12 protein-coding genes and 1 pseudogene are annotated in these 13267 nt (G+C 54.5%); 2 read left to right on the top strand and 11 right to left on the bottom strand.

Annotated features, from left to right (window positions below; genetic code table 11):
• Positions 1-77: 77 nt before the first annotated feature.
• The 4 genes from P7C00_RS08555 to P7C00_RS08540 all read right to left on the bottom strand — a co-directional run bounded on the left by P7C00_RS08555 (position 78) and on the right by P7C00_RS08540 (position 4793).
• Entirely contained in the window at positions 78-1394 is a 1317-nt protein-coding gene (locus P7C00_RS08555; RefSeq protein ID WP_346632055.1) for a hypothetical protein, read from the bottom strand.
• Positions 1394-2821, bottom strand: a complete 1428-nt coding sequence (locus P7C00_RS08550) for a DUF6384 family protein (RefSeq protein WP_404938677.1) — start codon at positions 2819-2821, stop codon at positions 1394-1396. Before P7C00_RS08550 ends, P7C00_RS08555 begins: the two co-directional genes overlap by 1 nt.
• A gap of 1 nt (position 2822) precedes the next feature.
• Positions 2823-3950 (bottom strand): merozoite surface protein 3b, encoded by a 1128-nt coding sequence (locus P7C00_RS08545; RefSeq protein WP_404939941.1) that lies wholly within the window; start codon positions 3948-3950, stop codon positions 2823-2825.
• 261 nt (positions 3951-4211) lie between these two features.
• Positions 4212-4793, bottom strand: a complete 582-nt coding sequence (locus P7C00_RS08540) for a hypothetical protein (RefSeq protein ID WP_404938675.1) — start codon at positions 4791-4793, stop codon at positions 4212-4214.
• A 288-nt stretch (positions 4794-5081) separates the two neighbouring features.
• Between P7C00_RS08540 and P7C00_RS08535 the strand changes: the two genes are divergently transcribed.
• On the top strand, positions 5082-5354 hold the full coding sequence (locus tag P7C00_RS08535) for a hypothetical protein (protein WP_404938673.1): 273 nt from the start codon (positions 5082-5084) through the stop codon (positions 5352-5354).
• A 184-nt stretch (positions 5355-5538) separates the two neighbouring features.
• On the opposite strand, the gene P7C00_RS08530 is transcribed toward P7C00_RS08535, so the two are convergent.
• The 6 genes and pseudogenes from P7C00_RS08530 to P7C00_RS08505 all read right to left on the bottom strand — a co-directional run.
• A complete protein-coding gene (locus P7C00_RS08530) occupies positions 5539-5979 on the bottom strand; it encodes an RDD family protein (RefSeq protein ID WP_305948760.1) in 441 nt (146 codons plus the stop codon).
• 612 nt (positions 5980-6591) lie between these two features.
• Positions 6592-6984, bottom strand: a complete 393-nt coding sequence (locus P7C00_RS08525) for a DUF2846 domain-containing protein (RefSeq protein WP_235436954.1) — start codon at positions 6982-6984, stop codon at positions 6592-6594.
• A gap of 186 nt (positions 6985-7170) precedes the next feature.
• Positions 7171-7581, bottom strand: coding sequence for a hypothetical protein (locus P7C00_RS08520; protein WP_404938671.1), 411 nt, complete (start codon positions 7579-7581; stop codon positions 7171-7173).
• 446 nt (positions 7582-8027) lie between these two features.
• Entirely contained in the window at positions 8028-8345 is a 318-nt protein-coding gene (locus tag P7C00_RS08515; RefSeq protein ID WP_404938669.1) for a hypothetical protein, read from the bottom strand.
• 8 nt (positions 8346-8353) lie between these two features.
• The gene (locus P7C00_RS08510; RefSeq protein ID WP_404939939.1) at positions 8354-8641 is read right to left on the bottom strand and encodes a polymorphic toxin type 50 domain-containing protein; all 288 of its coding nucleotides are present in this window, start codon (positions 8639-8641) and stop codon (positions 8354-8356) included.
• A 304-nt stretch (positions 8642-8945) separates the two neighbouring features.
• Positions 8946-12050, bottom strand: a pseudogene (locus tag P7C00_RS08505) (DUF637 domain-containing protein); the annotation flags it as partial.
• A 92-nt stretch (positions 12051-12142) separates the two neighbouring features.
• Here P7C00_RS08505 and P7C00_RS08500 point away from each other — a divergent pair.
• The gene (locus P7C00_RS08500) at positions 12143-12415 is read left to right on the top strand and encodes a hypothetical protein (RefSeq protein ID WP_346636455.1); all 273 of its coding nucleotides are present in this window, start codon (positions 12143-12145) and stop codon (positions 12413-12415) included.
• A 335-nt stretch (positions 12416-12750) separates the two neighbouring features.
• On the opposite strand, the gene P7C00_RS08495 is transcribed toward P7C00_RS08500, so the two are convergent.
• Positions 12751-13266 carry a DUF2247 family protein gene (locus tag P7C00_RS08495; RefSeq protein WP_346636456.1) on the bottom strand — a complete coding sequence of 172 codons (516 nt, stop codon included), beginning with the start codon at positions 13264-13266 and terminating at the stop codon, positions 12751-12753.
• Position 13267: the final 1 nt, after the last annotated feature.

Raw genomic sequence — 13267 nt, 5'->3', positions numbered from 1 at the left:
CAGCACCGTCGCCAGCCAGAAACGACACGGGGGAGCCCATGCTCCCCCGTGCCTTGCGCCTTGAACCCTGCGCTGTGCTAGAGACTGTCGCTGGTGGAGAAGCCGCCACTGTCACGGGAGCGGGTGCTGCTGGAGGAACTGCTGGGCGAGCTACTAGACGAGCTGCTGGAACTGCCCCACAGACTGCTGGAGCCTGATGATCCGGAGCTGCGGCTACTGCTTGCCTGGGCAGCCGACAGCGCCCCCTTCATGAACCCGACCATCAGCGAGTCGACATTGCTGCGGCTCGAAGCGTTCTGGCTGGCCCGACCGGCCTCGCTGGCCAACAGGCTGCGCTCCAACTGCTTGGCGCGCTCGTACTCGTTCTGCGCCTCCTCGCACTGGCCTTGCAGAAACGGCACACGCACCCGCAACTCATCCAGCTCCGCACGCAGCTCACGCACCTTGCGTACCAGCGCATCGTCCTCCTTGCCGGCGGTTTGTGCCGCCAGGCGCTCCAGCTTGTGGTCGCTCATCTCGGCCAATTGTTCAGCCAGCAACGTCGACGCCTGGGCCAGGTACTCGTCACGTTTTGAGCTGTAGGCATCCAGGCTCGCATGTACCTCGTTGGCCTGGGCCTTGGCCACCTCCACCGCCTGCAAGGCCGCTTGCAAACGCTGCTGAAGCACAATGAAGTCACCGCCGGTGGAAGCCTCCTGGTAGAGCTGCGACAGCTTGGCCTGCTGCGCGGCTTCTTCTTTCTCCAGGCGACTGGCGGCGCTTTCGTTGGCCTGCTGAATGGCCAACAGGGTCTGCTCGGTGCGCCAGTTTTCCGTGAAGTTGCACAGCCTGGCGGCCCAGCGGTCCAATTGCCGCCATGGCGTCCAGCGCGGATAACCCTCGGTGCCGAACTTGCGACCTTTGAGGTACGTGTACAACCGGTCCACCTGGAAACCCTGCAGCTTGGTCCGGCATTCATCACGCAGCTCCTCATAGGATTCGGATGCCGCCACCCGCGCCGCCTCGGCTTCGCGCAGTGCCTGCACCTGGCGCTGATAGGCCGGGTCATCGGCCAGTTGCCGATCGATGCCCGCCACCCGGGTCTGCAACTCTCCGGACACGCCCATCGCCGCCTGCAACTGCTGCGCTACCGCGGCCTCGGCCGTGGCCAGGCGCTCGCGCAATTGCGCTTCGCCCTGGTTGCGCTGGTCAAGCAAGCGCTTGACCTCGGCCGACTGCTGGCCACCGCCCTTGAGCTGGTGACCGGCAATCCGCGCCAGGGCGTCGCTGATGTCCTGCTCCAGACGCAATTCCCGCTCATGGGCGTTGGACAACTCCTGCTGCAACTTGCGCAGTTCATACTCGTAGCGCCGGGAGTTTTCACTCAGGGTCGCCATCATGCTGTTCGCGCTCATCACCACTCCAGGATGTAGTCAGGCTTGGCGGTGGTCCGCCCTTTGAGGAACTTGAAGCTCAAGGAATTGGCATCCTTGCTGCCCAGGCGCCGGTTATCCACATGGCCGTCGGCCAGCTTGTCGTTCTTGACCTCCTGATAGGTGGCCTGATTGACCCGCACGCCGAAGACACTGGCGTAGCGCTTCTCACCGGTCTCGATACTGGTGATCGGCACCGGCAGCACATTGCCGGCCGCATCGGTGGCCTCGATCAGCAGGTACCAGCTCTTGCCCCCGGTGGCGTCGAAGTTGCGCTCGACCATGGATTTCTCACCGGCACGGCTGACGATGTCCAGGGTCAAGGGCGTCTTGGCAAACGCCAGCAACTGCTCGATCTCCTTGAGCCCACCGGTGGTAGTTGCCACATCCAGGGCCTGGATCGCCTGCTCCACCTTGCTCAACAGCGGCTGGAACTGCGCCGCATCCGCCTGGCTCAAGTTCATCTGGCGCACGCTGGCCCGAGCCGCCTCAAGGGTGGCGAGGTAGTTGGGGTTCAGGCTTTGCTGGTCAGTCAGCCTGATGGCCTGCTCGACCTTGGCCATGGCTACCGCCACGCCCCTGGTGTCAGCATCATCCAAGGCCCCTTGAGCCTCTTTGGCCGCCGCCGCAACCTCGGGCACGACCTTGCTGGCCACGAGAAACTCGCGACTGGCGGTCAGGCTCTTGAGTTTCTGCGCTGCCGTCAGAAGGGTGTCGATTTCATCCAGTTGCGCCCGCACATCCTTGAGCGAGGTGATGCTTCTTCTCAAGTCGGTCTTGGCATTGGAGACCATCACACCGTCGTTGAAACTACGCTGCTCCTCAGGCACGGCAAACTGCGGCAACTTGATCGTGGTCTGCTGGCGAGCCGTTGCCAACCGAGCCTTGGCCTTGTCCAGCAAACGCCCCGCTGACGCCACCTGGGAATTGGCGACCGCAGGCTCCAGCTGAGCGATCTGCTCCTGCAACAAAAACACCTGCTGGGTGCGCGAGTGCGCCTCGTTCTGCAAGCTCACCAGATCGGCATAGGTGTAACGGCGCTGCTCCTTGAAATCGATGATCACGTGGGTCCAGGCATACAGCGAATAGAGGACGATAGGCGTCCAGATCGCCACCCATTTCAGCCAGTGGTTACGACGCAGGTAACCGTCTGCCAGACGTTGCTCCCACCAGCGCAGCGTCGGCGCTTCGTAAGTCAGGCGAGTGGCAAAGTACTTGCGCACCCCCTGCTCCACCAGGGCGTCCTCGACCTCGACGCCCTGGGCCTTGTAGAACTCGCGAATACGCTCGGCCACCGCCTTGCGGTGCTTGGGCAGGTCCAGGTGCTTCTGGATCTCGGTCTGGTTGTGGCGCAGCTCATCGATCAGCGCCATGGCGCCCATCTGTTCGCTGATAGAAACCCCGCTCACCTCACACCCCCTTCTGCAGGAGCGCGGTGAAGCGGCGCTTGCTGTCCTCGGTCACCGACTCAATCTCGGCGGCGGCCGATGCCGACTCCTTGCGCAGCTCCTGAATCAGGCTCAGGCTGCTGGCCTGGAACTCCACCACCGCATCGGCCAAGGCCTTCACCGAACTGGCCTTGAGGCTGGAACCGTAACCGGCCTTGAGCGCCGCATTGAGCTGATCGCCACCCACCCGCGCCTGCACTTCAAGGCTGGTGTTGATGCCATCGGTCATGGCGTTCAGGGTCTGGGTGGTTTCCGCCAGACCGCCGGAAGAAGTGAAACCCGCCGCCAGCCCGGTGAGCACAATCTCGTTGGTAGCGAAGAAACTCACCGCCCGCTGATACAGGCGCTCCTTCACCGCGTGGTACTGATTGAGCCGGGCGAACACCAGCTCCGCCGCGCCATAGGCGGCCTTCAACTGATCGGCGATGTCAGTGATGATCTGAAAGCGCTTGTCCTCGTCCTGCAGATTGCGCAGGGCCACGTCCCGCTCAAGCTCCAGCTTGGGCTGATCCGCCGCCGCCAGCCCTGCCACTTCCAGGGCGGCACTGGCATCAGCCAGGGCCTTGCGCCCGGCGTCCATCTGCGCCTGGGCGATTTTCTGCACCTCACAGGCATCCACCTCGGCCGACTTCATGGCCAGGCGGTAATCCTGGTACGCCTCGAGGATCAGGGTTTCCAGCTGGATCTGCTCATTGGCCGACTTGGCCACCGCCAGGTAATTCTCGCGGATGCTCTCGAAGCGATCCGGAATCGAGCCGCGGCGCATGTTCAACCACGCCAGCTGTATGCGCTCGGAGAACTGCAACTTGCCGTCGGCCATCCACTCCATCATCTGCTGGGCATCGTTGCGGATCGAATCGAAGCTGGTGGCGATATCCGCATAGCGGGTGCTGATATCCATGCCCTGCAACTTGTCACGCACCGCGGCGTTGAACACCGTGGCCTGCTGCAGGGTGGCAGCGATCTGAGTCACCCGCTCAACGTCGTACACCGCCACCTTGTCCAGCAGCGCCAGGACCGGCATCTCCTGCTTGGGAAAGGTGATACCGATGGAGCGCAAGGCCGACATGGAGCGTTCGAGGTAATTCATGAGCATGGGCATATTCCCGGGGTGGAGCCACGACGCCGAGGCTCCATCATCCATTGACAGGTGAATAGGCGAAGGGGGCTTCCACCCCCCACTTTAAAATCGGTTGCAGCGTTGCCGGCAGCTTCTACGCAACGGCCTGGATGACCCGGAGCCCCTCATCGAACGGGGCCCAATACATCCGTGGCAGATAGCCAGCAACCTGGCGTGCGCGAGCATAACACCCGAGTTGGACAGAGAGAATTCATCGCCGCCCGCCCCTTCTCAACGAGAAGGAATGGCCGTGATATCACGAACGATGAACCTCGGCAGAGCACGAATGTAGAAGTTCTCCACATCCGAATTACCGCTGTTGGTGATCGCCCCCAACATGGTCTTCATATTGCGCAACTGGCCCATGGCCCCGGCAGGCTGCAAACCATTGCGTTCCTGGGCGAAATGCAACACCTCGACGCCGTCGCGCTTGACCTGAACCTTGTAACCGAAATCGACACTGGCAAGGATCGTATTGTCATCGACGACCATCGACACCAGCCCGCCCTTGGAGTCACTGAGGCGGCGCTTGTACACCGCATTCACATCCAGCAGGTAGTCGGCGCTGTCCTTAGTGGCGGCGTAGCGATTGGCATTGCCCAATTGCCGGATCAACTCCATGCCCAGTTGCTGGCGCAACTTGTCCTCGGGCAGAAAGCGCTCGCTCTCGCCGACCAACTGCAGGTTGAAGGTATCGATCCAGTAAGTGGCGGTAGCGGGAATCTGCACCGGCTTGGGCGAGATGTAATAGTCCGGGGTGGAGGCACAACCGGCGAGCAGAACGAGGGTGAACAGCAGAGACAACAGACGCATGACGGATCTTCCTTGAGAAGGTTTTCAACAACGCACCGCCACCTGAAAACCACCGGTGGCATGGCGATAAGCGGCGGCATTGTAAGCCAGGAAAATCGCGGCGGACCGGCTCGAAAAGATACTCTCGGCAAATTAGGAATTGCCTTACGGCAGAAGCAGACGATCCAACAGGAATGGGGCTTTAAGGACAGGGGGAGCGCTGGATATAGTCGAGGGGTCGTTGAAAGGACGACCGGGTTTGGCGACCTGATTTACAGAGTCCTCAGTCAAACTAAAGAGGCTCAATAAATGACGCGTTATCAAGCTATAACCGGCCACGACTGCAACATTCCCTCACTGCTGATCGATACCCAAGCCCCCATAGACGTCCTGCACGATGCAGCGGCGTATCGCATTCGCGCCGTGACTCAACTGCTGGAAAACTTCGCGGTTTCTGATGAAGCGCCCAAAGGCGCAGTGGTGCTACAGGAACTGGCGCTGGTGTGTAGCATTTTGCTGCGCGATGGCTGTGATTTGATGGATGTGGCGGGGCGAAGGATGCAAGGTCAGCTATCAGCATAAGCAAAAAGGGGCGGTATTAGAGCCGCCCCTTTAGTCTTGGTACATAGTAGTAGACCAGATGATAGTCTCTCGATCACTCAGCACCTTCAGTGTTTCGTCAAACACTCCGCATCGGCAAGACAAGTCCAATACTTTTCAAACACCTCGACTCTACCTTTATCCCGCTCTTTTCGACTCTATTTTTTCACAAATTGATAACAACAGTTCTAGCCAACATATCGCCAAGTCGTCGACGCAAACCAAATAATACAAATACACCATCCAAAATACTGAATAACGCTTTAGGCAAATTTCTCAAGGCTGATTGAAGCGGGGTACAGGATGGTCCATAAGGAAAGCCAACCACAGTCATCTTGAATAGACGCTTCCCCAGACTTTGCCCATTGGGCAGTGCATCGCAAAACAAAAAGTAGGCGAGAGCAAGCAAAGTCAAGAAATAATCAACCCCCTGAAAAACCGTCAGACCCAGTTCTGAGCTGAAGCGAACAGACAAATGCAGCATGAAGCTTTTCAAAAACAGAATAAAAAATACAACCGCCATATCAACAACGTATCCAGCTAGGCGCTTTATAGGGCCTGCCAGATCATAAGTACCTATTGGACTAGTTGACTCTACCTGACTCACAATGTATCTCTCCATCGATAAAATAGGGCTATCACCGTAAACACTTACTTAAAAACCCAATACTAAGCCTTAACCTTAACCGCACCGTGGAGCGCAGGATAAAACCCTTCTGGCCATAGAATTTTTTTCATCACACTTAGTTCTTCTATTCGCCTGACGTCAAAATTAGCGCCACACAAGTCAGCATCTTTAACGTCCCCCCCAAATCTGCATTTTTCAAATTCGCCATTAAAAGATCAGCCTAAGAAAAATCAGCATAAGCAGCAATTTAACCTGAAAGGTCAGCACCTCTCATTACTGAACAGGTCAATGTAGCGTTCACGAATGCGACCCAATCATTTTAGCGCCACTCATCAAACCACTGGATAAAATCTTAAATCACCAATAGGCCTTTTTAGATCAATTTTTTTGAAGATAACGCTCCAGGCCTTACACTAGGTTCCCTGCCTGATGATTTTTTCGGCTATATATCTATGATCTCCTTCAACAATCACATCTCCATCCATGTCAATTGCTAGCGCTGCATCGCCCATCAAAAGCCTATCAACATAAGGATGGTTTAAAGGTCGCCCTTTTTCGCTCTCAGTAGATCGTATACCGATCGATCAAAGGCTACTTGCTCTCTTTGGCAATAGTGCCCAGGCCTGCATCTTTGACCAGATAACGCCCCTCTACATCACTTAACACCTTCAAGCTGTTGCGGGCCATAATCATGCCGACTTCAACTTCTTGCTTGAGGTAGATAACCTCGCCAGCCTTAACCGTCACAGGCATATCTGACCAGTTTTCAGCCTTGGAGCTGATCACGTGCTGACCAGGAGTGACGTAAAAATAGATGTACTGGTTACCACGGTTGTAGCCCATTTCCGAATCGGCTTCTTTATCATCCAAGAAGACATTGAAACGCACCATCATTCCCACATTGCTGGGGCGAACGACGTATACCAGCCCTTTATCGGCAACTGCAGGTTTGGGCAACGAGTACTGCGCGACTTCGGCTTGCATTTTTTCCATTGATGGGGCTGAGGCACAGCCATAAAGCAGGGCTATCGAGAGAACAGCAGCAGTCTTGCAGAAAATCTTAATCATGTTATCCATCCCTATTTCACACAGTCTTTGTAATTTTATATAAACTAGAAAAATCGTACTACTGCCGAAAGTCCCCCTCCTACCAAACAGCAGCACAAAAAATCATTTCATACCACTATACGGATCATCAATATTCCCTCCGAGCTCGACAACTGCACTTTTAATTTCCGCCGCAACTTCATCCGACATCTCACAATCTTGACGAGAATATAAAAACTCAAAAAACCGAACAAGACCTAGCCGTGCAGAAATAGCGATAACGTCCTCAACATACTCTAGATCAGTGCCATCCCAGACTTTCAACAATACGTCTTCCACTCTAGCCTTCAGAGTTTCATCCATATAAGAATACGAGCTCCATTGGCGATCACTAAGCTCGAGAATAATTTTTACAATCACCCCTCTCCCATGCTTTCCATGACCATAGGCATCTAAAACCTCCACAAACTCAGAGTGCAAACTTTCCTCACCCAACAACTCAGGCAATGATTCATAGTAGGAAATATCTTTCATCTAAAAACCCACTGGAATATGAGTAAAATTTGAAGCCTTCCTATAAAGATTACCATCTTGGCCTAACAATTTATTACCTATTTTTATATGAGCAGCCCATCCTGCCCCTGAGTTAGATCCTGGGTATTTCACTGCCGCATTCAAATCTTGAGAATGCCATTCTATCTCAATCTTCTATCCACCAAAACTATACTGAAATTTACTTCCATCAACTATCATTGCTGAGGACTTAAAGCTATCAGGAACACCTGGCGGAATTAGCTTTTCTAAATCAGCCGCTTTAATCCTCCCATTACTTATAAATCCAGCAGCTGAATTTTTAGGATCAAAAAAGGCTGGTTTATTTATTGGAGCCAGTTGATTCAGAGCGCCGAAATCTCCATCCGCTTGTGATACAGAAGTGTTCCACTTAGCATCCGAAGGAACTGCTACTTCCTTTGCAGCAACTAACTGCCAATGGCCTCTCTGCGACGGTACACGACCCGCCCAAGCTCAGATAACACCGGAAGTCTTTCGCTACCCACAATCAATTCAGAACGGCATCTCAAGCTAGAATTTTGATATGCCGTATATTGACAAACAATATCTTCAACCTCCTCGACGTCATCCTCAAGGTTCTCTTCAAGATAGAACCTCAATACCCACTCATCGCCACACCACAGCAATGCGACCACTCTAAAGTTGGCAGAGACCGCCCCTACCAACGCCTGAACAAGCATTAGCACTTGAAAGTTCCAATCTTCCAGCACAGGCTGATCACTCATTTCTGACTTCAGTTTGGATTGGTGGGGAAAATGCTCGGCTTTTTTGTTCCCTTGATAACAAATACGTTAGTCGGCTGATCAGTTATACCAACGCCGAGATTCACGTTAGTTCCAGTAACACCCTCAAATTTAACCACTGGAAAATCTTGACCATTCTTTCCTGGGATTTTCACTTGGCCGGAGTGGTAAGCGTCAAGCACTTTTTGAGCATCTGAAACACTGTTCACGAAACCAACGCTCCCCCGCTCCTCAAGCTGCTGTGTCCCTGCAGTATGACGATTCTGCCTCTGGCTTATTTTTGTTGAGACCTCAGGAAAGTCTTTAGGTGTAAGTATTCCTTTTGCCGCGACTTCACTGAGAATAACTAACTATTCTTGAGTATATGACACTGGGGCAGAATCAAAGCCGTTCCAAAACACCCATAATCTTCCACAACGAGAACACTTTAGGGCACTATTCATCTCTCGATAAATCGCCTCCAAATCCACCCCCTCTTGGAACTTGTCAAATTTCTCATCTGAAATCAAAAGCCATTCAATTGGATTCGGTATCTCACCAAAACTTAACTTATTACCACATTTACAGAGCATTGATGGCATTTCACTTACCTATGATAACGATATCATTAATTTTTTTCGCCCCTGAACCATTAACTCTCCGCAGGACATCTCCCAACTGCTCTCTGGTAACGGTGCTTCTAGATAAATCTAGAACAATCCCCTCAGCTTGCGTATTTTTCTTTGCTATCGCAGAAATTATTCGGTCCGCATTACCCGTTGTAGGGGTATATACATCATAGCTAACACCATCGACCAGAAGATCTGAAGTTTTCCCTTCTGCTCTCGTACCAACAGGGCGACGCAGCTCAACTTTTTTACCTTGAGCAGCCATATAGTATGCAGAATTTATCTCTGACTGAGAGAAACTTCCATTTGGATCTATTCTAAGTTTACCTTTTGCAGCCTGCCCCGCTGCGACTCCCCCTCGCGCACCTCCCGAAAGGAACTTACCTAACGCCGCAGCCAGCCCCATGCCACTGAGTTCACCGGCCATAAACATAGCCCAGGCCTTGGTGAATTCAGTAGCAGGTTGAACACCTTCGAAACCTCGACCTCGAGCAAGATCCAGCTTTTCCTGAGCTATTTCATCAGCAGTTGCTCCTTGCTGCTGCATGCTCTCCGTGAGTGTAGTGGCTGCCTGTCCATACTCTGCCAAACCTGGAGGCAGGTGTTCAAAGAAGTTGTACTGCGTAGCATTCCCCGCCACCCAGGCGCCAGTCTGCATGGCTTTCTCGTCCCCGCCTTGCGCGGCGGCGGCCAGCACACCGAGCACTTGCGAGTTCATCACAAGTAGCTTTTTTCTCTCATCGTAGGACATCTGCCTGTATTGATCCCACAGCGAGCCAACCAGTGCCTCGTTCACTCCAGCAGCCAAGGCACCTGTCTTGAAGTCGCCGCCCGCCGCCTCCGCTGCAAGGCCGCCCATGATAGCGTGCAGACCGATCTTGGGCAGGCGGCCCTCTTTGAGGTCCCATTTTTCGGGCCCGCTCTGGTCACCGACCCAATTGAACCCTGCTGCGGTGAAGGCGTTAGCCAAGCTGGTGCGCAGGGCGTCGCTTAGTTTGGCATCGCCGCCTAACGCGCGCTCTAGCAAGACTGAGGTGCCATTCTGTAGCGCTTGGTTGGCGGCAAACTGGCCAATGCCCTGCCAAATGTTGAGCGTGGCGCCGGTGACGGTGCCGCTATTGGCCAGTTGCCCGGCATGGCCGTCAATAGCCGGAGAGGTACCTGTTGCGGTCTCGGTGCCAGTCCATTGGTCATAAAGACCAGCTGTCAGGCCGGCCGTTACGCCGGTCACAACATAACCCTTCAGTGCATCTTTCGAGGTGATGTCTTTGACTACCGCTCCAAGGTTGCCTTTGTTATTGATGGTGCTGACGGCCGTTGATCCGGCAGCGGAAGAGGCTATGGCTGTGAGTGCCACGTTTGCCCAACCAGCTGAAGTGGCCGCCGTAGTTGCTGTCGCCGCCGTACCGGCTGCCATGGCACTACCTGAACCGGCCGTAGCACTAGCTGCACTGCCAATGAGTCCGCTCGCTGCACCGGCGGTGAAGTAGGCCACGACAATAGCGATGATGATGGCTGCTCCACCGCCCAGCCCAGAGTGGCTGTATTTGAAACTGTCGTGCAGCTCTTTCACCTGCCGCCAGTCGACGTCACCACGCGCCTCCATCTCCTTGATCCAGGCCAGTTGCGGGTCGGCCTGCACCATAGCGTCGATGGCCTGACTAACGCTCTGTTGGTTGACCTGCTTGATGTCGATCTTCAGCCCCTCAACGGCCTTGATCACAATATCGCCCTGCGCGATCAGTTGGCTTTGCAGCAACGTTTCATCGGTGTTGCCTTTGCCACTCATCGAGTTCCAGACGAAGCTGCTCTTGCTCTTCTCGTGGCTCTCTTGGTGTAGATCCTTGACAGCTTCGAATGTGATAGCGCCACCGCTATCCAGAGTGATGTCCTTGCCGCTCTCCAGCTTGGCAACCTGATACCTCTGGTCACCGTCGCTCTTGAGCGTCAGGTTGCCTCCGGCACTGATTTCGCTGCCGATATGTGTGGTGCGGGTGACTTCGTCACGCTGGGTCTGCAGGTTGCCAAAGCCCCCCTTCTTCTTCATGTCATACAGCGAATGCTCACTGTCCTGCTCCGCTAGCAGGTTCAGTTCGCCACCGGCCACTAGATAGGCTTCATCCCCAGCCTTGACCTTGCTGGAAATCAGGGTCATGTCCTGGCCGGACTTGAGCATCACATCCCCGCCCGCCGTCACCGTGGTGGCTTGTTGGTGGACGCGATCCTCTTCGCTCTTGGTGGTACCGGTCTTGCTGGCCCAGTGTTGTTCATTGGCGGCCGAGGCCAGGGTCAGGTGGTCCTTGGCCGTCATCGAGACGTCGCCCTTGGCGTCGATCTGGCTGGCGACGGCGGTGACGTTGCCTCCGGCCTCAATGCTCAGGTTCCCACCGCTCTCCAGGGTGGCGCTGTGCTGGGTTTTGCTCTGATCGAGGTTGCCGATGCCGCGGTCGTTGCTGACCACTTGCTCGACGGCGTTGAGGCTGACGTTGCGACCGGCCTTGATGCGGGTGTCGCCACCGCTGTGCAGGACGCTGCCGTTGCTGTCGAAGTCCCGTTCGGTATCGATGCTCAGGCTGTTGCCGGCCTCGATGCGGGCGGCGCTGTCGAGGAAGTCGCGGCGCTGCTCGCGGACGTAGTCTTCGCTGCTGCTCTGGTGGGTGGTCAGGGTGCGGTCGTTGATCACGTCGCCCTGGGTGGTGGTCAGGGTGACGTCGCGCCCGGCGATGATGCCGCCGGCGCGGTTGACCAGATGGTTGCCCGCCAGCAGATCCTGGCGGTTGCCCGCCTCCACCAACCCACTATTGACCAGGTTCTCCCCCGCCACCGCCGACAGGTCATTGGCCGCGCGCAGGGTGCCGACGTTGTTCAAGTCCTTGCCGGCAATCAGGCTCACGTCCTTGCCGGCGATCAGGGAGCCGTTGGGCGCCAGGCGGTTGTTGGCCTGGGCCAGGTACAGCACTGGCACCAACACCTGTTCGCCGTTCACTTCATGGCTTTCCAGCCAAACGATGTCGTGGGTCAGGGCGGCGACTTGCTCGGAGGTCAGGGTCACGCCCACCGAGAGATCAAGCTGTTGCTTGTCTGGTGCCGGTTCGCCAACCTGCGTACAGCTGCCACCTTTCGTTTGGCGACGGTAGGGACAGCATCACTCCCATTACCAGAGAACTAACCATGAAAAGATACATGCCGATTACCGGCCACGACTGCAACATTCCCTCACTGCTGATCGATACCCAAGCCCCCATTGACGTCCTTCACGATGCAGCGGCTTACCGCATTCGCGCTGTGACTCAACTGCTGGAAAACTTCGCGATTTGTGATGACGCGCCCAAAGATGCAGTGGTGCTGCAGGAACTGTCGCTGGTGTGCCGCATTTTGCTGCGCGATGGGTGTGATTTGATGGATGTTGCGGGGCGACGGTTGCAAAGTCAGCTATCAGAATAAGCAGCCAGGGGCGGTGTAAAGCCACCCCCTTTAGCCTTGGTACATTTGCTGGAATTATTCATTAATTCGTTCGTTATCAAACAACCGATCAACGGTAAAATCCAGACTCTCTGAAACAGCAATCCCTTTTCGCAATGGCTCAGGAAAGCCCTCAATCGAAGCCTAAACTGTCGGGACCAAATACCTGAAACAGTCACCTATTTTGGTGTACCCATCGTAGCGGAGCACCATCTAGAACAGCACCCAAAACCGGCCAAAAATACAAACTCACACTCAACATCAGTTAAGTAGACACCACTGGAAAACCTTTCGCCACCAGCGTTCCTATTTTAACTTCACACTTTCATTTTGAAAGCCTCTGCCGCACCTTCTAAATAGCTCTGCCAATTGCAAAAAAGCCTTTCTATATTTTGTTGACTACTGTGTTCCCCAGGCTTATACCCATCCTGCGGTGGCATATAGCGCACGAAACTTTCTATTTCAAAAGGAAAATCAAAGTCTTCGTAAATCAACTCAACTACCCCAAGCGGGTCAGCGACATTATCTTTATTTTCAAACAACCATTTAAGAGCAATAAACAACCATTTTTTTTGAGACTCCAAACCAAGCGACTCATCTTCGTGCTCAGCAAGGGAATACAGAGTGCTTTCAATTTCCTGAATATCCAGCTTCCCAAAGCAAATTAGATCCACTTCCAATGAGTTAACTGAGCCATTAGACACATAAAAATCTGCTATCTCTACGACAAACTCCCAACCTATCAGCTTGCGTTGATAACCCCAGAGCACATCACGCCAACACAGAAACGTACAACTATAGATAAACGAATTTGGAATTTCAGGAAAGTACATA

Origin of the sequence: Pseudomonas sp. JDS08PS003, from assembly GCF_045013505.1 — a bacterium.
GTDB classification, from domain to species: Bacteria; Pseudomonadota; Gammaproteobacteria; order Pseudomonadales; family Pseudomonadaceae; genus Aquipseudomonas; species Aquipseudomonas protegens_B.
Note: the sequence above shows the minus strand (reverse complement) of the source record. Positions and strands in the feature narration are given on the sequence as shown.

Excerpts from the sequence above, each read along its gene's own strand:
- P7C00_RS08555 (WP_346632055.1), bottom strand. The coding sequence starts at position 1,394 with ATGAGCGCGAACAGCATGATGGCGACCCTGAGTGAAAACTCCCGGCGC.
- P7C00_RS08545 (WP_404939941.1), bottom strand. The coding sequence starts at position 3,950 with ATGAATTACCTCGAACGCTCCATGTCGGCCTTGCGCTCCATCGGTATC.
- P7C00_RS08540 (WP_404938675.1), bottom strand. The coding sequence starts at position 4,793 with ATGCGTCTGTTGTCTCTGCTGTTCACCCTCGTTCTGCTCGCCGGTTGT.
- P7C00_RS08535 (WP_404938673.1), top strand. The coding sequence starts at position 5,082 with ATGACGCGTTATCAAGCTATAACCGGCCACGACTGCAACATTCCCTCA.
- P7C00_RS08525 (WP_235436954.1), bottom strand. The coding sequence starts at position 6,984 with ATGCAAGCCGAAGTCGCGCAGTACTCGTTGCCCAAACCTGCAGTTGCC.
- P7C00_RS08520 (WP_404938671.1), bottom strand. The coding sequence starts at position 7,581 with ATGAAAGATATTTCCTACTATGAATCATTGCCTGAGTTGTTGGGTGAG.
- P7C00_RS08515 (WP_404938669.1), bottom strand. The coding sequence starts at position 8,345 with ATGAGTGATCAGCCTGTGCTGGAAGATTGGAACTTTCAAGTGCTAATG.
- P7C00_RS08500 (WP_346636455.1), top strand. The coding sequence starts at position 12,143 with ATGAAAAGATACATGCCGATTACCGGCCACGACTGCAACATTCCCTCA.
- P7C00_RS08495 (WP_346636456.1), bottom strand. The coding sequence starts at position 13,266 with ATGTACTTTCCTGAAATTCCAAATTCGTTTATCTATAGTTGTACGTTT.